This is a genomic window from Sphaerisporangium sp. NPDC051011, from assembly GCF_040653595.1.
Taxonomy (GTDB): Bacteria; Actinomycetota; Actinomycetes; order Streptosporangiales; family Streptosporangiaceae; genus Sphaerisporangium.
In genome coordinates, this window is the sequence record NZ_JBFAGG010000001.1 from 557,530 (window position 1) to 583,528 (window position 25,999).

Annotated in this window: 18 protein-coding genes; 13 read left to right on the top strand and 5 right to left on the bottom strand. The window is 73.4% G+C overall.

Features of this window, described 5'->3' with window-relative positions:
• Window positions 1-32 precede the first annotated feature (32 nt).
• Entirely contained in the window at window positions 33-1,007 is a 975-nt protein-coding gene (locus tag AB0H21_RS02485) for a ferrochelatase (RefSeq protein WP_358510431.1), read from the top strand.
• Here AB0H21_RS02485 and AB0H21_RS02490 read toward each other — a convergent pair.
• Window positions 998-2,227, bottom strand: a complete 1,230-nt coding sequence (locus tag AB0H21_RS02490; protein WP_358510434.1) for a lytic transglycosylase domain-containing protein — start codon at window positions 2,225-2,227, stop codon at window positions 998-1,000. The genes AB0H21_RS02485 and AB0H21_RS02490 overlap by 10 nt on opposite strands.
• Before the next feature lie 105 nt (window positions 2,228-2,332).
• Between AB0H21_RS02490 and AB0H21_RS02495 the strand changes: the two genes are divergently transcribed.
• The 3 genes from AB0H21_RS02495 to sepH all read left to right on the top strand — a co-directional run bounded on the left by AB0H21_RS02495 (window position 2,333) and on the right by sepH (window position 8,024).
• Window positions 2,333-3,574, top strand: a complete 1,242-nt coding sequence (locus AB0H21_RS02495; protein WP_358510437.1) for an MFS transporter — start codon at window positions 2,333-2,335, stop codon at window positions 3,572-3,574.
• Between the two features lie 93 nt (window positions 3,575-3,667).
• Window positions 3,668-4,966, top strand: coding sequence for a D-arabinono-1,4-lactone oxidase (locus tag AB0H21_RS02500; RefSeq protein ID WP_358510440.1), 1,299 nt, complete (start codon window positions 3,668-3,670; stop codon window positions 4,964-4,966).
• Window positions 4,967-5,276: 310 nt separating this feature from the next.
• Window positions 5,277-8,024 carry a septation protein SepH gene (gene sepH, locus AB0H21_RS02505; RefSeq protein WP_358510443.1) on the top strand — a complete coding sequence of 916 codons (2,748 nt, stop codon included), beginning with the start codon at window positions 5,277-5,279 and terminating at the stop codon, window positions 8,022-8,024.
• 183 nt (window positions 8,025-8,207) lie between these two features.
• Here the strand turns inward: sepH and AB0H21_RS02510 are convergent, their stop codons facing one another.
• On the bottom strand, window positions 8,208-9,728 hold the full coding sequence (locus AB0H21_RS02510) for a PH domain-containing protein (protein ID WP_358510446.1): 1,521 nt from the start codon (window positions 9,726-9,728) through the stop codon (window positions 8,208-8,210).
• The gene (locus AB0H21_RS02515; protein ID WP_358510448.1) at window positions 9,725-10,240 is read right to left on the bottom strand and encodes a PH domain-containing protein; all 516 of its coding nucleotides are present in this window, start codon (window positions 10,238-10,240) and stop codon (window positions 9,725-9,727) included. Before AB0H21_RS02515 ends, AB0H21_RS02510 begins: the two co-directional genes overlap by 4 nt.
• Before the next feature lie 239 nt (window positions 10,241-10,479).
• Here AB0H21_RS02515 and AB0H21_RS02520 point away from each other — a divergent pair, with 239 nt between their 5' ends.
• Window positions 10,480-11,466 carry an ATP-binding cassette domain-containing protein gene (locus tag AB0H21_RS02520; RefSeq protein ID WP_358510451.1) on the top strand — a complete coding sequence of 329 codons (987 nt, stop codon included), beginning with the start codon at window positions 10,480-10,482 and terminating at the stop codon, window positions 11,464-11,466.
• The gene (locus AB0H21_RS02525; RefSeq protein WP_358510454.1) at window positions 11,463-12,275 is read left to right on the top strand and encodes an ABC transporter permease; all 813 of its coding nucleotides are present in this window, start codon (window positions 11,463-11,465) and stop codon (window positions 12,273-12,275) included. Before AB0H21_RS02520 ends, AB0H21_RS02525 begins: the two co-directional genes overlap by 4 nt.
• Before the next feature lie 16 nt (window positions 12,276-12,291).
• On the opposite strand, the gene AB0H21_RS02530 is transcribed toward AB0H21_RS02525, so the two are convergent.
• Window positions 12,292-15,672, bottom strand: coding sequence for a BTAD domain-containing putative transcriptional regulator (locus tag AB0H21_RS02530; RefSeq protein ID WP_358510457.1), 3,381 nt, complete (start codon window positions 15,670-15,672; stop codon window positions 12,292-12,294).
• Between the two features lie 93 nt (window positions 15,673-15,765).
• On the opposite strand from AB0H21_RS02530, the gene AB0H21_RS02535 reads away from it, so the two are divergent.
• The 5 genes from AB0H21_RS02535 to AB0H21_RS02555 all read left to right on the top strand — a co-directional run bounded on the left by AB0H21_RS02535 (window position 15,766) and on the right by AB0H21_RS02555 (window position 22,683).
• The gene (locus AB0H21_RS02535; protein WP_358510460.1) at window positions 15,766-16,341 is read left to right on the top strand and encodes a YbhB/YbcL family Raf kinase inhibitor-like protein; all 576 of its coding nucleotides are present in this window, start codon (window positions 15,766-15,768) and stop codon (window positions 16,339-16,341) included.
• A gap of 183 nt (window positions 16,342-16,524) precedes the next feature.
• Complete coding sequence (locus AB0H21_RS02540) at window positions 16,525-18,501, top strand: hypothetical protein (RefSeq protein ID WP_358510463.1); 1,977 nt, start codon at window positions 16,525-16,527, stop codon at window positions 18,499-18,501.
• Window positions 18,502-18,582: 81 nt separating this feature from the next.
• Window positions 18,583-20,874, top strand: a complete 2,292-nt coding sequence (locus tag AB0H21_RS02545; RefSeq protein ID WP_358510466.1) for a SulP family inorganic anion transporter — start codon at window positions 18,583-18,585, stop codon at window positions 20,872-20,874.
• Window positions 20,875-21,086: 212 nt separating this feature from the next.
• On the top strand, window positions 21,087-22,100 hold the full coding sequence (locus tag AB0H21_RS02550; RefSeq protein ID WP_358510469.1) for an NAD-dependent epimerase/dehydratase family protein: 1,014 nt from the start codon (window positions 21,087-21,089) through the stop codon (window positions 22,098-22,100).
• A 274-nt stretch (window positions 22,101-22,374) separates the two neighbouring features.
• Window positions 22,375-22,683, top strand: a complete 309-nt coding sequence (locus tag AB0H21_RS02555) for a cell division protein SepF (protein WP_358510472.1) — start codon at window positions 22,375-22,377, stop codon at window positions 22,681-22,683.
• 90 nt (window positions 22,684-22,773) lie between these two features.
• Here AB0H21_RS02555 and AB0H21_RS02560 read toward each other — a convergent pair whose 3' ends face one another.
• The gene (locus tag AB0H21_RS02560; protein ID WP_358510475.1) at window positions 22,774-23,391 is read right to left on the bottom strand and encodes a hypothetical protein; all 618 of its coding nucleotides are present in this window, start codon (window positions 23,389-23,391) and stop codon (window positions 22,774-22,776) included.
• A 558-nt stretch (window positions 23,392-23,949) separates the two neighbouring features.
• Here AB0H21_RS02560 and AB0H21_RS02565 point away from each other — a divergent pair.
• Window positions 23,950-25,170: a hypothetical protein gene (locus AB0H21_RS02565; RefSeq protein ID WP_358510477.1), complete on the top strand. Its 1,221-nt coding sequence runs from the start codon at window positions 23,950-23,952 to the stop codon at window positions 25,168-25,170.
• Window positions 25,171-25,373: 203 nt separating this feature from the next.
• A complete protein-coding gene (locus tag AB0H21_RS02570) occupies window positions 25,374-25,997 on the top strand; it encodes a TetR/AcrR family transcriptional regulator (RefSeq protein ID WP_358510479.1) in 624 nt (207 codons plus the stop codon).
• The last annotated feature ends 2 nt before the right edge of the window (window positions 25,998-25,999 follow it).

Sequence of the window (25,999 nt, forward strand, 5' to 3'; positions counted from 1 at the left end):
CCGCACGCCCCCGGATGCGGTTGGATGGACTCATGGGACGTTACGACGCGCTGCTGGTCGTCTCCTTCGGCGGGCCCGAGAAGCCCGAGGACGTCATGCCGTTCCTCGAGAACGTCGTGCGCGGCCGTGGGGTGCCGCGGGAGCGGCTCGTGGAGGTCGAGGCCCACTACCAGGGCTTCGGCGGGGTCAGCCCGATCAACCAGCAGTGCCGCGACCTCATCGAGGCCGTGCGGCCGCTGGTCGACCTGCCGATCTACTGGGGCAACCGCAACTGGCACCCCTTCCTGGCGGACACCCTGCGCAAGATGGCCGCCGACGGCGTCCGGCGCGCGGCGGCGTTCGTCACCGCCGCCTACAGCTCCTACTCGAGCTGCCGCCAGTACCTGGACGACATCGCGCGGGCGCGCGCCGAGGTGCCGGGCGCCCCCGAGATCGTCAAGCTGCGTCACTACTACGACCACCCCGGTTTCATCGCGGCGATGTCCGACCACACCCGCGACGCGCTCGACCGGCTCCCCGCCGAGCACCGCGACCACGCCCGCCTGGTGTTCACCGCCCACAGCATCCCGGTGTCGATGGCCGAGTCGTCGGGTCCGTCCGGCGGGGCCTACGAAGCGCAGCTCCGCGCCGCCGCGTCCCTGGTCGCCGGCGACCGGCCGTGGGATCTTGTGTGGCAGAGCCGCAGCGGGCCGCCCCACGTGCCGTGGCTGGAGCCGGACGTCTGCGACCACCTGGAGACGCTCGCCGCGTCCGGCACCGAGGCCGTGGTCCTGGTGCCGATCGGCTTCGTGTCCGACCACATGGAGGTCGTCTACGACCTCGACACCGAGGCCGTCGCCAAGGCGCGCGAGCTGGGCCTGCCCATGACGCGGGCGGCGACGGCGGGCACCCACCCGCGGTTCGTGTCGATGGTGGCCGAGCTGCTGGAGGAGCCGGAGCCGCTCCCCTGCGCCGCCACGTGCTGCCCGGCGCCGCGCCGGCCCACCGCGAGGCCCGCTCAGGAGTAGGCGTGGGCGTAGGCGTCCGCGATGCGCAGCACCTTGTCCACGTAGTCCCATGAGTGGTTGTAGCGGTACACGGCCGAGCGCAGCTTGGCGCCGCCGAGGCCCGCGCCGTTGGCGCACAGGTAGCGCGCCGCCGACGGCACCGCGTCGTAGGGGCTCCAGATGTCGGACTTGCCGTCCCCGTCGCCGTCCACCCCGTACGCCTTCCATGTGGCGGGCATGAACTGCATGGGCCCGAGGGCCCCGGCCGAGGACGGGCCGTTGTTGCGGCCGTGCCCGCTCTCGACCTGGCCGATCGCGGCGAGGACGGTCCAGGACAGGCCGGGGCAGACCTGCGCGGCGGCGAGCTTGTACAGGTCCAGGTAGCTCCCGGGCCGCCCGACGAGGTAGGAGCCGGGCTTGGCCGCCGCGACGAGCGGCCGGGACGTGGGCGCGGCCGGGGCCGGGGTGGGGCGTGCCGCGCGGCCGATCGGCACGATCTGCGCGTCCGGGCCGAGCAGCTTCTTGACCCGCGCACCGACGGCGGCCTCCTTGCCCGCGGAGGTGTTCACCAGCACGGCGACGCCCGGCCGCAGCCCGAGGACGCGGCCGGTCTCCTTGGCGACCAGGCCGTCCACGCCGGGCAGGCCGAACGGCGCCGACGCGGCGACCCGCAGCCGCGACCCGCCTCCGGCCTCGTACTCGCCGCCGAGCCTCAGCAGGTACTGCGCGGCCGTCTTGGACTCGGCGACGAACTCCCCCCGCGCGAGCGCGTTCCACACCTCCGGCTCTTCCGCGACCGCCTTGGGCGCCCAGGTGCGGTACTCGGCCGGGTCCACGGCGAGGAGGTTCAGGGTCGCGGTGGAGAAGCGGATCGCCCCGGCGTCGGCGAGCGTGACCTTCCTCACGTCCTTCGACGCGGCGATCCGGGCCAGCGACTCCGGGCTCACCGCGCCGCGCGCGATGGCGATCAGCCGGGGCGCGGTCAGGGGCGCCGAGGCGCCCGCGGGCGAGGCGGCGGGGCTCGTGAACGACGTGGGCTCGGCCCGCGCCTTGGGCGGGGCGATGGGTGCGGTCAGATCCCGGACGTCGGCCAGGGACGTACGCGGGGCACGGGGCCGGTCGGCGGAGGGGTCGTCACGGGTGGCCAGGAACGCTCCACCGGCCGTCACGCCGGTGACGATCAGAACGGAGAGCCCCACCACGACGGCACCCACGGGCGTGAGCCGAGGACGATGCGACACTTGACCCACGTTAACCTGGCGAATCCTGATTCGTGTACGTTGCCCGAAATTCACTTGCCGCCTCGCGGGGCCGTGCGCGAGTGTTTACGTCGGATGGATCGACGCGTGCCCGGGGCGCGCGAAAGGGGCGAGATCGTGGTCGGGCCGTATCGAGGGCTGTTCAGCACGCCCGGGGCCAAAGGGTTCGTCATCACCGGATTCATCGGGCGGATGCCGATGTCGATGCTCGGAATCGGCATCGTGCTGCTCATCTCGGCGCTCACCGGCTCCTACGCGACCGCCGGCGCGATCTCGGCGACCGTCTCCATCTCCTACGCGGTCGCCGCCCCGCTGTCGGGGCGGCTCGTGGACAGGTTCGGCCAGGCCAGAGTACTCGTCCCGTTCGTGCTTCTGCACGGCGCCGCGCTGGTGGCGATGATGCTCCTCGCCGAGTACGGCGCTCCCCTGTGGACGCTCTTCGCCTCCGGCGTCGTCGTCGGCGGCGCGGCGACCTCGCTGGGCTCGATGGTGCGGGCCCGCTGGTCCCACCTGCTCGGCCGCTCGGCGCGGCTCCACACGGCGTTCTCGTTCGAGTCCGTGGCCGACGAGGTCGTCTTCGTCGCCGGCCCCGCGCTCGTGACCGGCCTGACCACCATGGTCAACCTGTACGCCGGGCTCGTCCTCGCGCTCGTCTGCACGGTCACCGGCACCATCGCCTTCGCGCTCCAGCGCGGCACCGAGCCTCCGGTGCGCCCTGCCGAGGAGCGGTCCGGCAGCCCGATCACGATCCCGGGGGTCGCGCTGCTGTCGTGCGTGTTCCTCGCCATGGGGTCGGTCTTCGGCTCGATCGACCTGATCACGGTGGCGTTCGCCGAGGAGCACGGCACCAAGGCGGCGTCCGGGCTGCTGCTCGGGGTGTTCGCGAGCGGCAGCATGGTGTCGGGCCTGTGGTTCGGCTTCCGCGACTGGAAGATCACGCTGCGACAGCGGTTCGTCCGGGCCCTGGCCGTGTTCGCGGTCGGGCTGACCCCCATCCTGCTCGTCGGCGACATGCGGATCATGGCCGTCGTCCTCTTCTTCGCCGGGTTCGCGATCTCGCCGACCATCATCACCGGTTACGCGCTGGTCGAACGGCTCGTCCCCGCCCACCTGCTCACCGAGGGCATGTCGTGGATCTCCACGGCCGTCGGCTCCGGCGTGGCGGTCGGCGCCTGGGCCGCGGGCCGCCTGACCGACGTCTTCGGCCCGTCCAACGCCTACGCGTTCTCCTACGGCTGCGCGCTGCTGGCGGTCGCGATCGGCATCGGCGGCAACACACTGCTCCGCACCCCGGAGATCGGCGCCACCGAGGCTCAAACGACCGCCTGATCCGGTCACCCGGGGCGAGGCCATCCGCCACGACACATGAGCCTGGCTCATGAACCTGGTCATCCAGCCGCGTCCTGATTATCGTGCTCATGCATGAAAGCCGTCTTCCGGAACTGGGCGGGCAACCAGTCCGCGACGCCCGCCGAGGTCCGCGTCCCCGCGTCCGCCGAGGAGATCGCCGCGGCCGTGCGGGACGCGGCCGCGCGCGGGACGCGGGTGCGCATGACCGGCACCGGGCACTCCTTCACCGGCACGGCCCTCACCGACGGCATCCTCCTGCGGCCGGACGCCCTCACCGGGGTGCTCGCCGTGGGCGACGGCCGCGTCCGGGTGGCCGCGGGCACGCCGCTGCGCGTGCTGAACGAGGAGCTCGACCGGCACGGGCTCGCCCTCGCCAACATGGGCGACATCACCGAGCAGACCGCGGCGGGGGCCATCCAGACCGGCACACACGGGACCGGACGGGACGTCGGCGGCCTCGCCGACCAGGTGACGGAACTGGAGATCGTCCTCGCCGACGGCTCGATCACCACGGTCTCGGAGGACTCGAAGGGCACGGAGCGCGACCTGTTCGACGCGGCGAGGGTCGGGCTCGGGGCGCTGGGCATCCTCACCGCCGTCACCTTCCGGGTCGAACCGGCGTTCCTGCTGCACGGCGTCCGCCGGCCGATGGCCCTCGGCGAGATCCTCCACTCCCTCGACGAGCTGACCTCCGCCAACGAGCACCTGGACTTCTTCTGGCTGCCGCACACCGACACCTGCCTCGTCAAACGCAACAACCGGTCGCCGGGCCCGGCCGCGCCGCCGGGGGCCCTGCGGCGGTGGCTGGACGACGTCTTCCTGGAGAACACCCTCTTCGGCGCCCTGTGCGCGACCGGCGCGCGCCTTCCCGGCGCGATCCCCCGGCTGAACGCCGTCTCCGCGGCGGCCCTCGGCGCGTCCGAACGCACCGACACGGCGTACAAGGTGTTCACCAGCGTGCGTACCGTGCGGTTCCTGGAGATGGAGTACGCCGTCCCCCGCGAGCGCCTGGGCCAGGCGCTGCGGGAGCTGCGCGACCTGGTCGATCTGAGCGACTGGCGGATCACCTTCCCCGTCGAGGTGCGGGTGACCCCGCCGAGCGACGCCTGGCTGTCCACCGCCTACGGCCGCGACTCCGCCTACATCGCCTGCCACGTCTACCGGCCCACCCCCAACCCCGGCTACTTCGCGGCGGTGGAGGAGATCATGGTCCGGCTGTCCGGGCGCCCGCACTGGGGCAAGCTGCACACCCGGGACGCCGCGTACCTCTCCACCGTCTATCCCCGCTTCGGGGACTTCGTGGCGCTGCGCGACGCGCTGGACCCGGCGCGGCTGTTCTCCAACGACTACCTGGACGTGGTGCTGGGCTGACCCCCGCGCGGCCCCTCGTCCGCTTCGGGCCCTCCCTGCCTTCGCGGCATTTCTGGTGTCTCTTGGGTGAACTGGAGGGCGGCGGCCCCCGCGATTCGCGAGAATCCGGAAGGACGCCTAACCCGTTTGCTGCATATCGAGCAGCCGCTGGATAGGGTGAAAGCGACATAATTGCCAGCCCCTGACCACTACCCAAGCCTCTGACCAAGGCGATGTTCGGACATGCCGGGTACGGTGCTGGAAGGCAACGGGCTCACGCGAGAGACTCAAGGGTCCGGGGGAAGATGAGCACGACGATGAAGGGACTCGCATGCAGGAGCTCCGACTCGTCGCGGTAAGCGAGGACGGCACCTACCTCGTGCTGGCTACGGCCGGCCGGGGCACACGATTCACGCTTCCCGTCGACGAACGGCTCCGAGCGGCGGTCCGCGGCAACTTCTCCCGTCTCGGCCAGTACGAGATCGAAGTGGAGAGTCCGTTGCGCCCCAAGGAGATCCAGGCCCGCATCCGTGCGGGGGAGACCGCGGAGGAGATCGCCGCCACCGCGGGAATCCCGGTGGAGCGTGTCCGCTGGTTCGAGGGACCCGTCCTGCAGGAACGCGAATACACCGCGCAGCAGGCGCAGCGTGTCGCCGTGCGCCTGCCCGGCGAGTCCACTCCGGGGCCCACCCTCGGCGAGCTCGTCACCGAACGGCTCAGCCGCCGCGGCGTCCCCGCCGACGAGATCGACTGGGACTCCTGCAAGCGCGACGACGGCCTGTGGCGCATCAAGCTCGGGTTCGTCTGGAACGGTCACACCCGGAACGCCGAGTGGCTGTTCGACATCCGCCGCCGTCACGTCACCCCGTACGACGACGAGGCCATGCGCCTGTCCGCCACGGAGTTCGTCGAGCAGGCCGAGGAGGCCACGGTAACGCCGTTCGTGCCCCGGCTGACGCCCAAGCTCACCCCGGTCCCCACCGTGCCGTCCGCACCCGCGGAGGCGCCCGCCTACCGCGAGCCCTCGCCGTTCCGGGAGCAGACCGGCGCCGCCGGCGACGACGCGCGGGCCTACCACGACGAGCGGGCCCCGTTCCGCCAGGAGCCGCCGGGCTTCCGCGAGCCCTCCCCGTTCCGGGAGGGGACGAGCGCTCCCGATGACGAGGCGCGCGTCCACCGCGACGAGCGGCACGGCCTCCGGCAGGACTCCGCGCGCCTCCACGAGCAGCCGTCCGGCCCCCGTGAGGAGCCGCCCGCGTACCGCGAGGCCACTGCCGGGTACCGCGACGAGCCGGGGCCGTCCCGCGAGCGCGCCCGCGCGTCCGAGGCGGCGTCGTACCTCGAGGAGCGCGCGTCCTTCCAGGACCGGCCCGCGTTCCGGCAGGAGGCGTCCGCGTACCACGACGAGCCCACCGGTCCGCGAGCCGCGCACTCCGGCCCGCGCGACGCGGAGGCCGAGTCTCGGCCCGAGCCTTCCGGCCTCCTGCGGGAGCCGACGCCGCTGCGCCCGGTACAGCCCGCGGCGCACGCCGAGTCCCGGGACGGGCGGAGCGAGGTCTCCGCGCCGGACTCACGGGAAAGCGAGTCCCGGGACGGGCGTAGGGAGGTCTTCACGCCCGACTCGCGGGAAAGCGAGCGTGAGCGCCTCGCGACCGGCACCCGGGACGTCCTGGAGCTCCGCTCGCAGGCCGGCGGCCCCGCCGAGGCGGCGTCCCCTGCCGCCCCGCACACCTCGGCTCCCGGCTCCGCCGAGCCTGACCAGGCCGCCGGTTCCGCACGGATTCACGCCTCCGACGCCACCCAGGCCGCCGGTCCTGCTTCGGTTCAGGCCGCTCATGCCACTCAGGCCACCGGTTCCGCTTCGGCGGGGTCCGCGGCCTCGCCCGTGGATGCGACGGCCGCGGACCCCGGCCGTGCCGAGGCTCCGACGCCCGAGGCGGTCGCCCGGGCCGTGCGGGCCTCCATGGCCCAGTCCGAGACGCCGGCCGCCGCCGAGGCACCGGCCGCGCGCGCCGCCGAGCCGTCGCCCGCCGGCGCCGCGCCGCGGACCCACGCCGGGCACGCGGCGGCGACGTCCGAAGAGACCGCGTCGCCCGAGCGGCCCGCGGACCGCTCCGTCACGGACCACGTCGCCGCGCGGGCAGCGGAGGTGCGCGCGGACGACCACGCCGAGTCTCAGGGCGTGCCGAGCCACCGCGAAGCGCCTTCCCCGACCCCGGCCGAGCGGCCCGCGGCGGCCGCCTCGACCCCGGCGGAGCGTCCAGTGGGCTCCCCGGACCAGGTGGAACGCCCGGTCGGCTCTTCGGAGCGGGCCGAACGCCCGGCCGCGGACTCGGAGCAGGCGGAACGCCTCGCCTACGTCTCGGACCAGGTGGAACGCCCGGTCGATTCTTCGGAGCGGGCCGAACCCCCGGCCGCGGACTCGGACCAGCCGGAGCTCCCGGCCGCCGCCTCCCCGGTGCGGCATGATCGCCCGGCTGCCGCCCCGGACCAGCCGGAACGCCTCGTCGCGGCCGACTCCAGCTCGGCCGAGCAGGTCTTGGCAGCCCCGAGCGAGCACGTCGCGGCGGCCTCTCCGGCCCATGTGGACGTGCCCGCCGCCTCTCCGGCGCGGGCCGACGCCGACCGCCTCGCCTCCGAAGGGCGTGACGCGGAGGACGACGCGCTCGCGGGCGGGTCTTCGGCAGGCGAGCCGGAGCCTCAGGTCGCGGCCGTCCCCATGCCGCCCACTCCCCGGCGTCCGGTCCCCCGGCCCTACCCGGCGGCCGCGAAGCCCGTGGCGCGGCCGGCCCCGTCCGCGAGCCCGGCCAGGAAGGCTGCGGCGAAGAAGTCCGAGGCCGAGGAGGCCGCGGTGGCCGTACCCGCCGCCCGAACCAGCGGGGACAAGGCGAACCGTCCGGCCGCGTCCGTCGAACCGGACAAGTCCGAGCAGCCGGGCGCCGAGACGAAGGACACCAAGCCGGAGCCCCAGCAGGCGCCGAGGCCGAACCCGCGTCCGGCCCGCAAGGGCGGGCGGGGACGCCGCGCGTCGGTCCCGACGTGGGACGAGATCATGTTCGGCGCCCGCCGCCAGGACTGACGAAGGCCGGCCACTCCCCCGGCCGGCCCGGCGTCCCCCCCCACCGCCCACCCGTACCAGCACGAAGCCCGTCCTCTTCGACCACGACCCCGACCGTCTGAACGGCCCGCCGCCACCCGCCACCCGGGCGATCCCGTGCGCGCGGCACGTGCCCCGGCCCCCGCACGAAACGCGGCCGGAGTCTCACTGAGGCTTCAGGAAGGGGGTGATCCACTCGGGGGTGACCTCGGCGGCGAAGCGGAGGCCCTGTTCCTCGCCCGTGTCGATGGCCGGGTAGCCGCCGCTGCCCGCGCCGACGCCCGCCACGACGGTCAGCACGGACGCGCGCCGCTGGAACCACGTCTGGTGCACCGTCCAGCCCACCACCGCGCGCCGCTCGACCACCGCCTGCGAGCGCGGCAGCGACCCCGACCGCACCGACAACCGGGCGCCGTCGTACCCGTGGCCGAGCGACCGGTAGCGGTCGAGCCCGAGGGCCACGCCCAGCGCCGCGGCGGCCAGGGCGACCAGACCGGCCCACACCCACCCGAACGCGAACGCCGCGACCGCGAGCACCACGCCCGGCGCGACCGCGCGGAACAACCTCCTGCGCCGCGCCGCCGCAGGATGGGGCCGCAGCCTCGCCTCGAACGGGCCGATCGCGTCGGCCGCGACCTTCGTGGCGAACGTCCGCGGCGTGACCGGCAGCAACTGGCCTCTGGTCCGCGAGTCGCCGAGGCCGGTGACGATCGCCCAGAGCCGCACGACGTCGGCCCGGCGTTCCAGCAGGCCGTCGGCGATCTCGTACCCGCGGATCCTGGCGTGTTCGAGGGCCACGCTGCGCCGCGTGATCAGCCCTCGCTCGGCCACCAGGGAGGCGTCGCGGCGGCGGAGGGTGAAGTTCCAGTTGAAGACCGCGTACATGACGCCGCCGGCGACGGGCATGGCCAGGACCAGCGTGATGGCGATCAGGATCAGCAGGAGCGACCGCTCCCACAACCATGTGCCGATCGCGATCGGCAGGTCGTCGCCGAACCCGAGCTCCCTCCCCCACTGGATGATCAGACCGGCCGCGCCACCGACCAGGACGAACGGCGCGAACAGGTACGCCCCGGACAGCGGACCGTACAGCAGCCACGGCCAGGGCACGCGCACGTAGACCCGTTCCTCCACCTGGGCGGGCGGACCCGCGGGCGTCACCCCGGCCGCGGCGGCGCCGGGTTCGGCACCCCGGCTGCGCCGCAGGAGGATCTCGCGCAGGCGCTCGGCCTCGGGCAGCGGCACGCCGTCCAGCTCGCCCTCCTGCTTGCCGCCGCCGGTCGCCCCGGTGTCGATGTGCATGACGGCGAGGCGGAACAGGCGGTGCAGGGGCGGCGTGGTGACGTCCACGCCGCGGACGCGGTCGAGGGGGATGGTCTTCACCGAGCGGCTCACCAGCGAGCGGGTGAGCTCCAGCCGGTCGCCCGCCACCCGGTAGGTGAAGGTGGCCCAGCGCACGGCCGCGTAGCCGACCGAGCCCACGACCGCGAGGACGGCCCAGAAGAACGAGGAGGGCGAGAAACCGCCGATGAACAGGACCCCCACCAGCGGGAAGAACAGCGACGGCAGCATGCGCACGGGGTCGATGAGCAGCACGAGAGGGCTGAGACGGGCGGGAGGGACCCACAGCGCGCCGTCCCCGGGCGGAGGCGTCGGGATGGGCGGGTGGCCGGGGGCCTCGGTCATGTCGCGTCGTCCCTGAGCTGGTGGGCGCGGTGCGCGAGGTCCTCGGCGAGGCGGGCGGCGACCGTGACGTCCAGGCCCTCGATCGAGGAGGAGCCCGCGTGCGACGCCGTGCGGATCTCCAGGGTGGCCAGGCCGAGCATGCGCTCGAACCAGCCCTGCTCCTTGTCGACGGTCTGGATGCGGCTGACGGGGACGAAGACCCACTTCCTGCTGAACCAGCCCGAACGGGCGTACACGACGTCCTCGGACAGCTCCCAGCGGTGGACCGCGTAGCGCCACAGCGGCTCGATGACGATGAACGGCAGCTCCACGACGGCGAGCGCCACCGGGACCCACCAGATGTGGCCGGTGAGCCAGTCGGGCAGGAACCGGCGGCCCGAACCGGCGATCCAGCTCGCCGCCAGGGACGACAGGCCGACCAGCACCACGAAACCGACCAGTGCCTGCAGGACCCACAGGGTGATCGCGCGGCGCGAGACGCGGTGCGCGGGGTCACGCAGGGGAGGAGTCACGGCACCAGCCTAGCTAGATCACCGCGGACTGGGGGCCGCCGCCGTATCCATCCCGGTCCATCCGGTTCCGTCTGGTCCGGGCGCCGCTGGTGGAATCTGTCAGCGATCTGTCAGCCGCCGGGGCGGGTGCGGGCCCGCGGCTCAGAAAAATGTCAGTGCCGTGCAGCAGACTTCGAGTCAGTCACCCCGGGCCGCGAGCCGTGCGTGATGGATACCCCCTTGACCAAGGAGTTCATGCGATGCGATATGCGGTCCAGGCCGAAGGTCTGATGAAGCGATATGGCGAGACGCGCGCGCTCGACGGCGTCGACCTCGCCATCCCCGAGGGCCGGCTGCTCGGGGTGCTCGGCCCGAACGGCGCGGGCAAGACCACCGCTGTGCGCATTCTCGCCACCCTGCTGCGCGCCGACTCCGGCCGCGCCGTCGTGGGTGGTTTCGACGTCGCCAAAGAGCCGCACAAGGTGCGCTCCCTGATCGGCCTCACCGGGCAGTACGCCGCGGTGGACGAGACGCTGACCGGCGTCGAGAACCTCGTGATGATCGGGCGGCTGCTCGGGCTCTCCCGCGCCGCGGCCAGGCGGCGGGCGGCCGAACTGCTGGAGCGCTTCGCGCTGACCGACGCCGGGGGCCGCGCGGCCAAGACGTTCTCCGGTGGCATGCGCCGCCGTCTCGACCTCGCGGCCAGCCTCGTCGGGCATCCCACGGTGCTGTTCCTGGACGAGCCGACCACGGGCCTCGACCCGCGCAGCCGCACCGACCTGTGGGAGGTCGTGCGCGGCCTCATGGCCGACGGCGTCACGGTGCTGCTCACCACCCAGTACCTCCAGGAGGCCGACGAACTCGCCGACGACATCGTGGTGTTCGACCACGGCCGGGTCATCGCCTCGGGCACGTCCGACGAGCTGAAGGCCACCACCGGCGCGCAGGTCCTGCAGGTCCGTCCCACGGCCGCCCACCACCTGCCCCTCGTGGCCGAGGTCATCGCCGACCTGATCGGCGAGCGGCCCGACCTCACCGGCGGCGAGGCGACCGTCAACATCAAGGACCCGACGGTGGTGCCCGCCGTCGTGCGCCGGCTGGACGATCTCGGGGTCGTCGCCGCCGAGCTCAGCCTGCGCAAGTCCAGCCTCGACGAGGTGTTCCTCGCCCTCACCGGCCACCGCGCCGAAGACCAGACCTCCGCACGGGAGGCCCCGACGAAGCAGAAGGAAGAGGTGCCGGCGTGACCTCCCTGACCGGAACCGCCCCCCGCGCGGCCGTCCCCGGCCGCATCGGCCCGGCCGCCGGGCTGCGCCACACCATGACGCTCGCCTGGCGCAGCCTGGTGCAGATCAAGCACAACCCGATGGAGCTGCTCGACCTGTCGGTCCAGCCCATCATGTTCCTGTTGCTGTTCACCTATGTCTTCGGCGGCGCGATCTCCGGGTCCACCAGCGACTACCTGCAGTTCTCGCTGCCCGGCCTGGTCGTGCAGAACATGCTGTTCGCCACGCTGACCACCGCCATCGGGCTCAGCACCGACATCACCAAGGGCGTGTTCGACCGTCTGCGCAGCCTGCCCATCGCGCGGTCGGCGCCGCTGGCGGGCCGCATCGTCGCCGACACCTTGAAGCAGATCTGGGCGTTCGCGTTGTTCCTCGGCCTCGGCGCCATCCTGGGGTTCCGGGTGCAGACGGGCGTGCTGGGCGTGGTCGGGGCGCTGGCGCTGCTGATCGGCTTCGCCCTGGCGATGTCCTGGCTGTCGGTCCTGATCGGCCTGGTCGCGTCCGAGCCGGAGAAGGTGCAGATCATAGCGTTCTCGGTGATGATGCCGCTGACGTTCACCTCGAACGCGTTCGTCCCCACCAAGACGCTGCCCGAGTGGCTGCAGAAGTGGGTGGACGTGAACCCGGTCACCCACCTGGCGGACGCCGTGCGCGGCCTGCTCAGCGGCGGCCCGGTGGCGACCCACGCGACGATCTCGCTCATCTGGGCCCTCGGCATCGCCCTGGTCTTCATCCCCCTGTCCCTGCGCGCCTTCCGCGCCCGCGCCTGAGACAGGCAGGCGGTGGTCAGGTCTCGGCGAGGGCGAGGGTCTCGTGGTCGGTCATCATGCGGCCGTGCGCGTGGCGGCGGGAGTACTCCTCCCGGCCGAGCGCGGCGATCGTCGCGTCGGTGATGCGCACGTGGTCGTACCCGATCACCGCGTCGATTCTGCGGACGCGCGCGGCGGCGCCGAGCAGCGTCGCCGCCCGGCCGGCGTCCCCCTCGCGGACGAGCAGGCCCGCCACGGCGATGAACACCAGCCCGACGGCGGGGCCGTCATGGGTGGTCCGCACGAGCCGCAGGGCCTCGGCGTGCGCGTCGCGGGCCGCCCGCAGGTCGCCCTCCTGCTCGGCGAGCATCCCCATCGACGCGCACAGGACGGCGCGGTAGGGCGTGGGCAGCGGCATCAGCGGGTCGACGGCGAGCCGCCGCGCCTCGTCGTAGAGCCGGCGGGCCAGCGCGTAGTCGCCTTCCTCGCGCGCGAGGTCGGCGCGCACACTCTGGACTCCGGACTCCGCCATGCGGTCGCCGGTGGCCCGGCAGATCTCCATCGCCTCGTCGAGCGCGGCCTCGGCGCCGGCCCGGTCACCGGACGCGCTGAGGGCCGTGGCCAGCCGGATGCGCATGAACGTCGTGTCCTCGACGGCGCCGATCTCGCCGGACAGCGCGAGCGCCTCTTTGATGACCGCGATGGTCGTCGCGTTGTCGCCGCGCAGCGTGCTGGCCTCCCCGAGGGAGCCCATGGCCGCGCTGACGCCCCACCGGTCGCCCACGGCGCGGAACCGCTCGATGGCCGCGCGCGCGTCGTCCTCTCCCTCGGCGATGCGGCCCGCGTTGTAGTGCACCTGCGCGCGCAGCAGATGCCCCGACGCCACGACCCACGGGTCGGGGTCGTCGAAGAGCTCGGGCATGAAGGCGTCCGGGTCGGGGTCCCCGTCGACGAAGAGCCAGAGCATGGGCTCGGCCAGCGAGATCATCGGATGCCACGGGCGCGGCACCCGCGCCCGCGCGAGGGCCACCGCCCGTTCCAGGACGTCCTTGGCCTCCTGCCAGGAGTTCGTCCCTCCGGCCAGCAGAATGCCGTGCACCGTCAGCGCCACCGCCAGCCTGTGGGGGCGCTCATCGGGTTCGCGACGGGCGCCGGAGGCGAGGGCCAGCACCTCGGCGGCGCGCTGCGCGCCCTCGGAGCGGCGGCCGGCCAGGAACCAGTACCAGCCGAGGGCGCCGACCAGGCGCAGGCCGAGGTCGAGGTCCGCAGTGGCGAGGGCGAAGCGCAGCGCGGCCGTCAGGTTGACGTGCTCGGCGGCCAGCACGGCGAGCCACTCGACCTGCCCGCCCCGGCGCAGCTCCGGTTCCGCCAGCTCGGCCAGCCCGGTGAGGAACCGGGCGTGCGTGAGCGCGACGGCGTGCCGTTCCCCCGACTCCTCGAGGCGATCCGCGGCGTACGCCCGGATCGTCTCCAGCATCCGGTACCGCGCGTTCTCGTGGACGACCAGCGACTTGTCGACGAGCCGGCCGAGGACGTCCAGCACCTCCTCGGCCGGCAGCCGTTCGTCCGAGCACACCCGCTCGACCGCCTCCAGCGTCGCGCCGCCCGCGAAGACGGCGAACCTCGCCGCGAGCAGCCGCTCCCGCTCGTCCAGAAGGTCCCAGCTCCACTCGACCACCGCGCGCAGGGTCTGATGGCGGGGCAAGGCCGTGCGGCTGCCGCCGGTGAGCAGCCGGAAGCGGTCGTCGAGCCTGTCGGCGATCTGCCGGGCGGTCAGGGTGCGCAGCCGGGCGGCGGCCAGTTCGATGGCGAGCGGCATGCCGTCCAGCTCACGGCAGATGCGCGCGACGGCGTCCTCCTCGTCCTCGACGCGGTAGCCCGGCCTGGCCGTCGCGGCGCGGTCGGCGAACAGGCTCCGCGCGTGCGCCTGGCCGAGCGGCCGCACCGGCCACACGAGCTCGCCGGGGACGCCGAGCGGCTCGCGGCTGGTGGCGAGGATGCGAATTCCCGGGCATTCGGACAGAACTCTCTCGGCCAGCGACGCGGCGGCCTCTACGAGGTGCTCGCAGTTGTCGAGGATGATGAGCTCCCGCCGCCCGGCGAGCCCCGCCACCAGCCGCCCGGCCGGGTCCACCGGTTCCGGGGTCACCACTCCTGGCGTCCGCACGGACGCGCGGGCGCCGTCGCGCATGCCGAGCGCGGCGAGGACGGCCTGCGGCACCCCGCCGGGGTCGCTCACCGGCGCCAGCTCGGCCAGCCACACGCCGTCGGGCATCCGTCCCGCCAAGGTCTCGCCCGATTCGACGGCCAGCCGGGTCTTACCCGCGCCACCGGGGCCGAGCAGGGTGACGAGCCGGTGGCGCGCGAGCAGCTCCCCGGCGTGCTCGACGTCGTCCTCTCTGCCGACGAAGCTGGTCAGCCGGGCGCGCAGATTGCCCTTCCTGTTCTCCGGCGCCGCGTTGTTCTGGACCGCCCTGTCGTACTCGGGCGCCGCGTTGTAGGGCGCTGTGTCGTGCTCGCGCGCCGCGTTGTTCTCAAGCGCGCCGGACAGGCCGCCAAGGGCGGCTGCGGCCACGGGCGCGGTCTCGCCCGTCTTGGCCCCGGGCCCGCGGGCACCCGCCGCGGCGACGGCCGGTCCACGGGCGGTCCCATTCGTGCCGCCGTCCGAGCCGCGGAGCATGGACAGATGCAGGTCCGACAGTTCGGGCGAGGGGTCGACGCCGAGTTCCTCGGCGAAGGCGGCCCGCGCGGCCTCGTAGGCGGCCAGCGCCTCCACCTGACGCCCCGAGGAGTACAGCGCGCGCATGAGCTGCCCGCGCAGCCGTTCCCTCAGCGGATGGGCGGCGATCAGCGGCACCAGCGCGCCGACCACCTCCTCGTGGCGCCCGAGCAGAAGCCGGGCGTCGACGTGGTCCTCGGTGGCGGACAGGCGCAGCATGTCGAGCCGGACGATCTCGGCGCCCGCCGCCTCGCATCCGGCGAGGTCGGCGAGGGCGGGTCCGCGCCAGAGCGCCAGCGCGTCCCCGAACAGCCGCGCCGCCTCCCCGGCGTCTCCGCGCGCGAGGGCGGCCCGGCCGGCGGCGGCGAGGCGGGCGAAGCGGTGCGTGTCCACCTGATCCGCCGATATCGCCAGACGGTATCCCGCGGTCTCGGCGACGACCGAGTCGCGCCCGAGCGATCCCCGCAACCGTGACACCAGCGCCTGCAACGCGTTGCCGACGCCGCTCGGCGGATCGGCGGGCCAGACCCCGGCGACGAGCGTGTCGAACGGGACCGTCCGTCCGGGGGTGAGCAGCAGCAATGCCAGTAGGGCGCGCAGCCGTCTTCCCCCGATGCGCACCCGGACGCCGTCGTGGCGCACCTCCAGCGGGCCGAGCACGGCATAGCCGGTCCGCGCGCCCGCCGTCGCCCCGTCCATGCATCGATTGTGGCCGATTCGACCGGTCGCCGTGGACGTCCATTCGGGCGATGGGGTCAGCGCACTCCTCAGATCCGCGTAGCATCAGCGGGCATGGGGCAGCCGAGAAATTCCGTGCGCGTCGGGCGCAGGGGACGCGACAGGCGTGTGCTCGTGATCGCGGCCATCGTCGCCGCGGCGTCGGGCTGCGGCATCGTGGGCGGCGGTTCACCGACCGACGGGTCGCTCGACGGGCTCAGCGTCTCCAGCCCGAGGATCCGCGACGGGGCTCCTCTCCCGGCCGACTACTCATGCGCCGGAAAGGTCGGGAATCCGCCGCTGAGGTGGTCCGGCGTGATCCAGAAGCAGACCAAGTCGATCGCCCTGGTGGTCGACGCCAACAACGCGCAGGGAACGGCGGAGGTGCACTGGGTGGTGTACAACATCGACCCGCTCACCCCCGAACTGGCGCCGAACAGTGTCCCGAGGGGCGCCGTGGAAGGGATGACGTCGAGCGGCAAGCCGGGCTATTCGCCCCCGTGCCGCCGTGACGACATCTACCGTTTCAGCGTCTACGCGCTCGACGCGAAGCTCGACCCCAAGAAGGCCACCGGCCTGCGGGAGACGTTGGAGCTGATCGCGCAGCACACCATCTCGCGGGGACGCCTCACGGCGTCTCACATCGAGTGATGCGGTGCGTACCCCGGGTGATTGTCGATACCGGATCTTCTCGTAGGGTGTGACAACGGTCATAGTGGTCGGACAGAATCAGGTGCAATCCTTGAGCGCAGGTGGTCAAAGGGGGCAGGTCGCGTCGATGGCCGCGCGATCTCACCAGCGCCACTGGAAGGCCATGGCCATGAAGGTGGTGCGATGATTATCGCGGTCATTGTCGGCCTCGTCGCCGTCGTGCTGCTTGTGCTTATGGTCGTGGCGATCGGCATGCGGTCGATGAACCGCCGGGAAAGCAATCTGCCCCCAGAGCGGCTGCGCAAGATGGCCGAGCAGGCCGAGGATCCGAACGCCAAACGCCCGGGGCGGCCCGCCGAGGAGACCTTCTTCGAGAGCTTCCCCGAGGGCTTCGACGCCTTCCAGGAGCCCGAACGCGCGACGGCCCGGCTGCGTCCGGGCAACGGCAAGCCGGGGACGCGTCCCGCCGGCCGGCCCGGGGGACGTTCGGCGCCGCGCGGCAAGCAGAACGCCTCCTCGCGCGGCCGTCGCGGCGTGGACGAGTGGGGCGACGCCGACGACTACGACGACGACTACTGGACGCGCGTCCGTGCGGACGACGGCGCCTTCGGCGGCACCATCGCCGCGCGCATGGGAGCGAGCCGCCCCGACCTCGCCTCTCCGTCCTCCACCTCCCCGGCCGCCAAGGCGGCGCCCGCGAAGGACGCCGCGAAGAGCGGCGACGAGGTGGACGCGAACGCGGCCACCATCCAGGCCCCGCTCCCGCCCCGGCCGGCCGGCCTCGCCGGTCAGGGGGACGCGCGGCGCACCACCACCCCCGCCTCCCCGGCTCCGGCCGCTTCCGCCGCCGCATCCGAGCGCACCGCGACCTTCCCCGCACCCGTCCCGCAGGCCCCCGCGGCCGCGGCGTCCGCCGCCGACGTTCTGGGCGCGCTCGGCACTCCGCAGCCACCCGCCGCACAGCCTTCCGCCGCCGCGCAGCCGCCGGCGCGCACCGGCCGCGGCTCGCGCCCCGACCCGGCCGACCCGCTGGGCGTCAACGACGCGGTACGTCCGAAGCCCCGCCGCCGCGGCGAGTCCGGCGACTCCGGCCGCACCCCCGCGCCCGGGCGCACGCCCGATTCGCGCAGGACCGACTCCCGGCGCACCGGCTCCGGAAGGGCCGCCGAGCCCGGCCGTTCCGGCTCTTCCCGCCCGGAATCCGGGCGTCCTGCGGCCGGGCGCCCCGACGCCGGGAACCCGCTCACCACCGGCCCCATGTCCAGCGGCCAGTTCGGCGCGGGGGCCCTCGGCAACGACCCGCTGACGAGTGGGCCCCTGCCGGGCTCCCCGGCGTCCGGCGGTTCCGGGTCACGGCGCCAGCCCTCGGGCTCGTCCTCCGACGGCGCCCGGCGGCGTTCCGGGACGGGTGGCTCCGGCGGTTTCGACCCGGGCCGCTCCTCGACGGGCTCGTACGACACCCCGCGCCCGGCGAGCGCCGACCCGGCCGGCCCGTTTCCCGCCTCCCCGTCGTACAGCGGCCAGGCCGACCCTCTGAGCACCGGAACGGCCGCCCCGGCGGGCGGCTCCTGGCCATCGCAGCCCGCCTACCAGGCCACCGGCTCCTACGACATCCTCGACGGGCCGGCGACCCCCGCGGCGGGCATTCCCGCCGCGCCGTCCTCGTCCTCCAACGAGAAGTGGAGCACGGCGGACTACCAGCTGCCCTCCTACGACGGGTACGCCGCCCGCGGCGAGACCTACACGCCCGACCCCGCCTACCCGGCGGCCACGCCGTCGGCGCCGACGGCGCCGTCGTACGAGGTGCGTCCCGGCTGGGCGACCATCGACGACTCCGACACGGCGACCGGCCCCGCGCCCTCACGCGCCGCGTCGGCGTACGAGACGCCCGCCGCGCGGGACCTGCCGGGCGGCGGCCGGGGCGACGAGCGGCCGTCCGGCGGTCAGGGCTACGGCGGGTACGGCGCGGGCTCCTCCACCGGGTCGGCCGCGGTGTCGTCGTCCTGGGCGCCGCCGCGCGAGAACACCGGCGGAAGCTGGCCGTCCTACGGCGAGCTCTACGGCAACGGCGAGGAGCAGCCGACGCAGTCGAAGGCGTCCCCGTCCCAGGGCGGTCACCACCGCCCGGCCGACACCGACTATCCGGACTATTACCGCTGATCACCCAGAATTCCACCGGCACTTGTAAAACGCGCCCGGCAAAGGCTTAATCAATCGGCCGTCGCGACGTATGGTCGGCTCATGACCGGGGACACGCAAAGTAGCCGAACGACGACCGAGCGTCTCATCTCCGTGCTCCGGCACGACCTTCCCGCCTCGCTGGTGGTGTTCCTCGTGGCGGTGCCGCTCTCGCTCGGCATCGCCGTGACGTCCGGGGCCCCGCTCGTCGCGGGCCTGGTCGCCGCCGTGGTCGGCGGCCTGGTGGCGGGCGCCCTCGGCGGTTCTGTGGTCCAGGTGAGCGGACCGGCGGCCGGGCTCGCGCTGGTGATGGCGGAGCTCGTGCGCACGTACGGCTGGCGCGCCACCTGCATGATCACCCTGATGGCGGGCGTACTGCAGATCGTGCTGGGCGCGTTCAAGGTGGCGAGGACGGCGCTCGCCGTCTCGCCCGCGGTGGTCCACGGCATGCTGGCCGGTGTGGGCGTGGTGATCGCCCTGTCCCAGTTGCACGTGGTGCTCGGCGGGCAGCCGCAGAACTCCGCGATCGAGAACATCCTGGAGCTGCCGAAGCAGATCGCCGACAACCACAGCCACGCGGTGGCGGCCGGGGTGCTGACCATCGCGGTGCTGCTGCTGTGGCCGCGGCTGCCGAAGGTCCGGGCGATCCCCGCCCCGCTGGCGGCGCTGACGTGCGCGGCGCTGACCGCCGGGCTGCTCGGCTGGGACGTCGCCCGCGCCGACCTGTCCAAGGGGTTCAGCGAGTGGGCGACCCCGGTGCTGCCGTCCGGCGACTGGCACGGCATCGCGGGCGCCGTCCTGCTCGTGGCGCTGCTCGCCGGGGTCGAGTCGCTGCTGTGCTCGGTCGCGGCCGACCATCTGCACGACGGCCCGCGCACCGACCTGGACCGCGAGCTCACCGGCCAGGGCGTCGCGAACCTGGTGTCCGGGGCGCTCGGCGGCCTGCCGGTCGCGGGGGTCGTCGTCCGCACGACCACGAACGTCCGGGCGGGGGCGCGCAGCCGCTGGTCCGCGATCCTGCACGGCGTGTGGGTGCTCGTGTTCGCGGTCGGCTTCGGCTGGACGGTGACGCTGATTCCGCTGGAGGCGCTGGCCGCGCTGCTGGTCTTCATCGGCGTGCGCATGGTGAACCTCGGCACGATGCGCGGGCTGCACGGGCACGGTGAGCTGCCGATATACGTACTCACGATGGGCGCCGTCATCGTGGTCGGCCTGGCCGAGGGGGTGCTGCTGGGCCTCGGCCTGGCCGCGCTGTTCGCGCTGCGCCGCCTGACCAAGGTGTGGGTCCACGTGTCCCTGGAGCCGGACGGCCGCTGGCACGTCGTGGTGACCGGCTCGCTGACCTTCGTGGGCGTACCGCGCCTGACCGACAGCCTGCGGGCGATCCCGGCCGGGGCCACGGTCGACCTCGACCTGAACGTCGACTTCATGGACAACGCCGCGTTCGAGGCGCTGCACGGCTGGCGCCTGGAGCACGAGCGCGCCGGGGGCACGGTGGCGATCGACGAGATGCACGACGAGTGGTACACCTCCGCCACGAAGGGCACCCGGGCCTCCTCGGCGAAGACGCCGCCGAAGGCGCCGGACCGGTGGTGGCTCCCCCGGGCGTACCGGCGCGGCGGCCCGCTGTCGGCGATCCCGGTCAAGCACGCGGGGGCGTGGGTGCCCTCCCGGACCGAGCATGCGGTGCCCGATCTGCTGGCGGGCGCGAACGACTTCCAGCGGCGCACGGCCCCGCTGGTGCGGCCGTTCCTCACCCGCATGGCCCGCGCCCAGGATCCGTCCCACCTGTTCATCGCGTGCGCCGACTCGCGGGTGGTGCCCAACCTGATCACCGCCAGCGGCCCCGGCGACCTGTTCACGGTGCGCAACGTCGGCAACCTCGTGCCCCGCTACGGCGCGGCCTCCCCGGACGACTCGGTGCTCGGGGCGATCGAGTACGCCACCACCGCGCTGAACGTCCGGACCATCACGGTGTGCGGGCATTCGGGGTGCGGGGCGATGGCGGCCCTGCTCAGCGCCGGAGAGCAGATCGACGGGCTGCCGGGGCTGAATCGCTGGCTGCGGCACGGCGACCACACGCTGGCGCGGTACATCCTGTCCGATCCCGCCGGCGAGGACGAGGGGCCGCTCGACCGCCTGTGCCGAGTGAACGTCGCCCAGCAGCTCGACAACCTGCGCACCCATCCGGCGGTCGCGCGCCTGGAGGCAGAGGGGCGGCTGGAGCTCGTGGGCCTGTACTTCGACATCGGCGCCGCCCGCGTGCACGTGCTGGAACCCGGCGGCTTCACCCCGGTGTCGAGCCATGCCGCCGTCAGCCTCCCCGCCCCTGGGGCCGCGCCGCCCAGAGGCTGACCGGCGACACGCCCGCCGGGGTGACCGGCGGGCGTCCGCGGGTGTGACCGTCCGGGCGCCCACCGGTGCGACCGGCCGGAGACCGCGGGCGTGACCGGCCAGGTGCCCGCGGGCAGTGTCGCCGGGTGACGGGCGCGAGCGTCCGCTGTGGGCGGATCCGCTCAATGTGAAACCCCTCGGCCGCGCGGACCGTCCGCCACCACAGTTGTCGCATGAGAATTCTGGTGATCGGCGGGTCGGTGTTCCTTGGCCGGGCCATCGTCGAGGAGGCCCTGCGACGGGGCTACGAGGTGACCACGTTCAATCGGGGCAAATCAGGTGAGGACGTGCCGGGCGTCACGGCCGTGCGCGGCGACCGCGAGGTGGACGCCGACCTCGCCGCGCTGGCCGAAGGCCGCGAATGGGACGCGATCGTCGACGTGTGCGGATTCACCCCGCGCGTCGTCGCCGCCTCCGCCCGCGCCCTGTCCGGCCACGCGGCGACGTACGCGTACATTTCCAGCGTCTCGGCCATCTCCACCTGGCCGGCCGAGCACGTCGACGAGTCCGCGCCGCTGTGGGAGTGCTCGCCCGACGCCGGCCCCGAAGACGGCGACTACGGCATCCTGAAGGCCGGCTGCGAGCGCGCCGTCGAGCGCTATTTCGAGGGGAACGCCCTGATCCTCCAGCCGGGGCTGATCCTCGGGCCGTGGGAGAACGTCGGCCGGCTCCCGTCGTGGCTGCGCCGTATCTCCCGGGGAGGCCGGGTCGTGGCCCCGGGTGACCCTGAGCTGCCGATGCAGCTCATCGACGCCCGCGACATCGCGGCGTTCACCCTCGACCAGGCCGTCAAGAGCACGGGCGACCGGTTCATGCTCACCGGGCCCGCCGGCAACACCACGTTCGGCAGGTGGCTGACCGACTGCGTGGAGGCCACCGGATCGGACGCCGAGCTGGTCTGGGTGGACGACCGATTCCTGACGGACCACGAGGTCCAGCCGTGGACCGAGCTGCCCCTGTGGATGCCGATCGGCGCCGGGGAGGCCGGCGTGTGGGGCGTCATGACGGGCAAGGCCGAGGCGGCGGGCCTGCGGTGCCGCCCGGTGAGCGAGACCGTCCGCGACACGTGGGACTGGCTGAAGGACCGCGACCACGCCGCCCTGGAGGAACGGCTGCCCCACTGGCGGCGGCACGGCCTCGCGCCGGACAAGGAGGCCCGCATCCTCAGCGACTGGGACGCGCGCTGACCTCCCGCGGGCGCGGCCCGTCGCCCCCGCGGTCGTGAACCGTCTCGCGGACGGGCTCACCCAGGGCGAAGATCGCGTGGGTGAGGCCGTCGGCCATCGCCAGGTGTCTCAGCGAGAACCACGGCACGCGCGTTCGAGACGAACCGAGCCAGATCTACGGCAGGCGTGTCCGGGACGAACCGCCCGCCGATCCGGCCACGTGAGCCACGGGGCGATCGCGACGGACCGCCCCGTACCCTCCCCAAGAAGATCGCCGGGTGTTAACGTCGGCGACGTGGCAGACCTCCGGAGCACCAGCGGTGCCGACGACCACGCGTCCCCCGCGGCCCATCCGGCTCCCCGGCCGGACATGTCGACGATCAGGACGCTACGCCCGCAGGACTACAACGAGGTGCTGTACGTCGGGCACTTCTACCGCAAAGGGCAGCCGGTCGTCATGGACCTGACCGGCCTGTCGGACGCGGACGCCAAGCCGCTGGTCGACTTCGCCGCCGGGCTGGTCTTCGGCCGCCAGGGCGACATGGACCGCATCGCCCACAAGGTCTTCCTGCTGGTCCCGCCCGGGGTGGTCATCAACGGCTGAGCCGCCGTCCGCGCCCGGGAACGGCGGTGCCGTGCCCGGGACGGTCCCCGCGGCACGGCACGCGCCGTCGCTCCGTGAGCCCTGGTGCGGCTAGAGCGGCGGAGTGACGTCGGAGAACGGGGTGCAGTTGCCAGGCCAGGAGACGTTCACGCTCAGCGTGCAGGTCGTCTGGCGCAGGAGGCCGTTCCGGGTGCGCACCGTGACGGTCAGCACGTTGCCCGGTGGGTTCGCGGCGAGCGTGACGTCGGAGGCGTTGACCGGGTAGTTGAGCAGGGTGGAGAGGTCGTGCCACGGCGGGTTGGCCGGGCCGACGGAGGTCGGGTCCCGGACCAGCACGATGCCGTTGGGCTGGGCCAGGGCGACGTACGTCACCGGTCCGGGGACCTCGACGCGGGTCGGCGTGGCCACCGCAGAGTCGATCCCCTCGTTCGCGCCCCGCGGGCCGGGAGGGCCGGGCGGCCCGGGCGGGCACTTCTTGCAGCTCTTCTTGACGCTGATGACCTCGTCCTCGTCGTCGCCCCCGCCCGCGGGCCGCTGCTGGTGATCGTGCGACACGTGGACGACGTGGACGCTCGCCCCCGCGCCGGTACCGGCCTGCGCCGAGCCGGAGAGCGCGACGGCTCCCCCGGTGAACAGCATCGCGACGGCGACCGCCCACGCGAACCTAGCCGCGAAAGCACCCGTTTCCCGTTTTTCCCGTGGTACCACTCGGCTCTCCCATATCCCTTTAAATCCGATGAGCCAGACATTCACGTGCTACCGAGTAGCACCGCGCCCGAGGAATACCCGTTCACCGAAGAGCCGACGCGGCACCCGAGTACCGATAGAGAAAACAGACGGCACGCTGAATAAAATCACCGCCCCCGCGACCCAGAACCCCTCATTCCGAATACCGCTTAGACGCGAATCCATCCACTATCAAGCAGTTCTAGGATTTCTCACCCCAAACGCCGACGCACACGCGGGCGGCAGGAGCATTGCCCTGAATGCGTGCCGCCGGAAGGGTCGGATTTGCTAGCTTGTAGCGTGTGAAGACTCGCATCGTTGAGGTTCTCCCCCCACAGCCCCTCACCTGGTACAGAAGCGGCACCGTCGCCGCCCGAGGCGGATGCAGCCAGCACGGAACTCCCCCATGTCACGACCAGATCGTGAACAGTGTGATCGTGTCCGACTCCGGCAGCGCGGAAATAAAGCTAGCGGTGTGCCAACGCGGACTCGAAGCCCTACAAAGCGGTCAATAACACCACGTGCCAGAATGCTCTCGTGATGTCCCCCAACGTGACGACGCGGCTGACCGGGCCGGGCGGCGACGACGTGGAGCTGCGGCGGCAGGGGTCCCGCGTCAGCCTGCGGCGCGGCGGCCAGGTCGAGGTGCTGATCGACGAGGTGGACGAGGACGTCGCGATGGTGCACTTCGAGCTGGCCCTGGACGGCTACCTCGGCGACGGCTACTCCCCCCGCCCGCAGGCGGCGCAGCCCAGCGCGCTGAGCACGCCGGTGGACGACGCCGGGTACGCCTTCGTGTTCGCCGCGATGGTCGGCGGGCTGACGGGCGAGCTGATCGAGGCACAGGCGGCGCGGCTGTGGGAGGACGACCAGGCGGCACGCGACCGGGAGCGGGAGGCCATCGAGCGGGTCGGCTCCGAGGTCGGCTTCGGGAACTTCGGCCGCCTGCTGGACGCCCAGTTCCTGCTGGTCCCGGACGGGCCGGCCGTGCACGCCTACGTCGACGCCGACGACCTGGTCTCGATCGTCGACGGCCTGGCCACCGCCAAGGGCATGACGGCGGGCCGCCTCGGCTTCGACCCGGTACGCGAGCCGTGGCGGGCCGATCTCGTGGGCCCCCATCTGCTCCGCGGCCTGCTCGCGACCGAGCATATGAGCCGGCTGCGGTCACTGCGGGTGCGCACCTGGGGAGGGACCGCGCGCCTCGACCCGGTCCTGCGCTCCTTCCACGCCGCCGACCGCCTCACCCACCTGTGCCTGGTGTCGCAGAGCGACGCCGTCGATGCGCCGGTGGCCGGGCGCTACCCGGGCCTGCGGGCGCTGGAGTGCGCCGCCTGGGAGGTGCCGGAACTCCTGTGCGACGGAGCGCCCCGGCTGCACACGCTGGTGGCGTACGGCACCGACCCGTCCCGGCCGCCCCTGCTCGACGCGCTCGCCGGAGTTCCCCTGCCCGCGCTGCGCCACCTCGCCCTGTGGGAGACCCTCGTGGACCCCGCGACGCTGACCGGCTCCCCGGTCGTCGCGCGCCTGGCCACCCTCGACCTGTGGAACAGCGCGGGCCGCCGATTCGACTTCTCCGGCCTGCTACGTTGCCGCGAGGAGCTGGCGCATCTGGAGCGGATCGTCGTCCCCTGGCACGACATCCCGCCCGGCACCCGCGAACGGTTCGCCGACTGGCCGCAGGTCACCTTCGCGAGTCATGACCGCCGCGAAGTCCAGGCCCACGACCTGGACACCGTGGGCTACCTGCTCGGCTTGTGAACGGCCGTTCCCGGGCGCGGCTTTCCGGAACCGGCGAAAACAGGGCCCGGTGCGGCGGCCGTGTCCACTGGCGAAGGTCTACGAGGACGACAGCGGCGCCTCCCAGATCTGCGAGCGCCGGTGGACCTCGACGAGGCGATGATGGGGTCGCCGGGTCGAAAAAAGAACGACCGGTCGTTCGTATTTCGTGCTAGCGTTTCGCCATGCCGGACGGACGGAGGCTGCGCGGTCAGCGTAGCCGTGAAGCGATCCTCGACCAGGCCGTCTCCCTGGCCTCCGTCGACGGGCTCGGCGGGCTCTCCCTGGGACGCCTGGCCGAGGCCGCCGGCGTCAGCAAGTCGGGGTTCTTCGCTCACTGGCGCGACAAGGAGCAGCTCCAGCTCGACTGCGTCGACCGAGCCCGCCGCCTCTGGCAGGACCGCGTGATCGCCCCGACGGCCACCGCCCCCAAGGGCCTCAGGCGGCTGTTCGCCCTCCACGAGGCCCGCCTCGCCTTCTACACCGACGGCGTCCTGCCCGGTGGCTGCTTCTTCTTCGTCGCCCAGGTGGAGTTCGACGACCGCCCCGGCCCGGTCAGGGACGCCGTCGCCGCCGCCATGGCCGACTGGCTCGGTTACCTCGAACGCCGCGTCCAGGACGCCGTCGACCTCGGGGAGCTGACCGCCGACCCTGCGCAGCTCGCGTACGAGATCGAAGCGCTGGGCGAGGCCGCTGTGACCCACGCCCGGCTGCGCGACGCCGACGCCGCCTACCGCCACGCCCGCAGAGCCGTCCTCGACCGGTTGCGCGCGCTCGCCACCGATCCCTCGATCCTCCCGGAGGACTGACC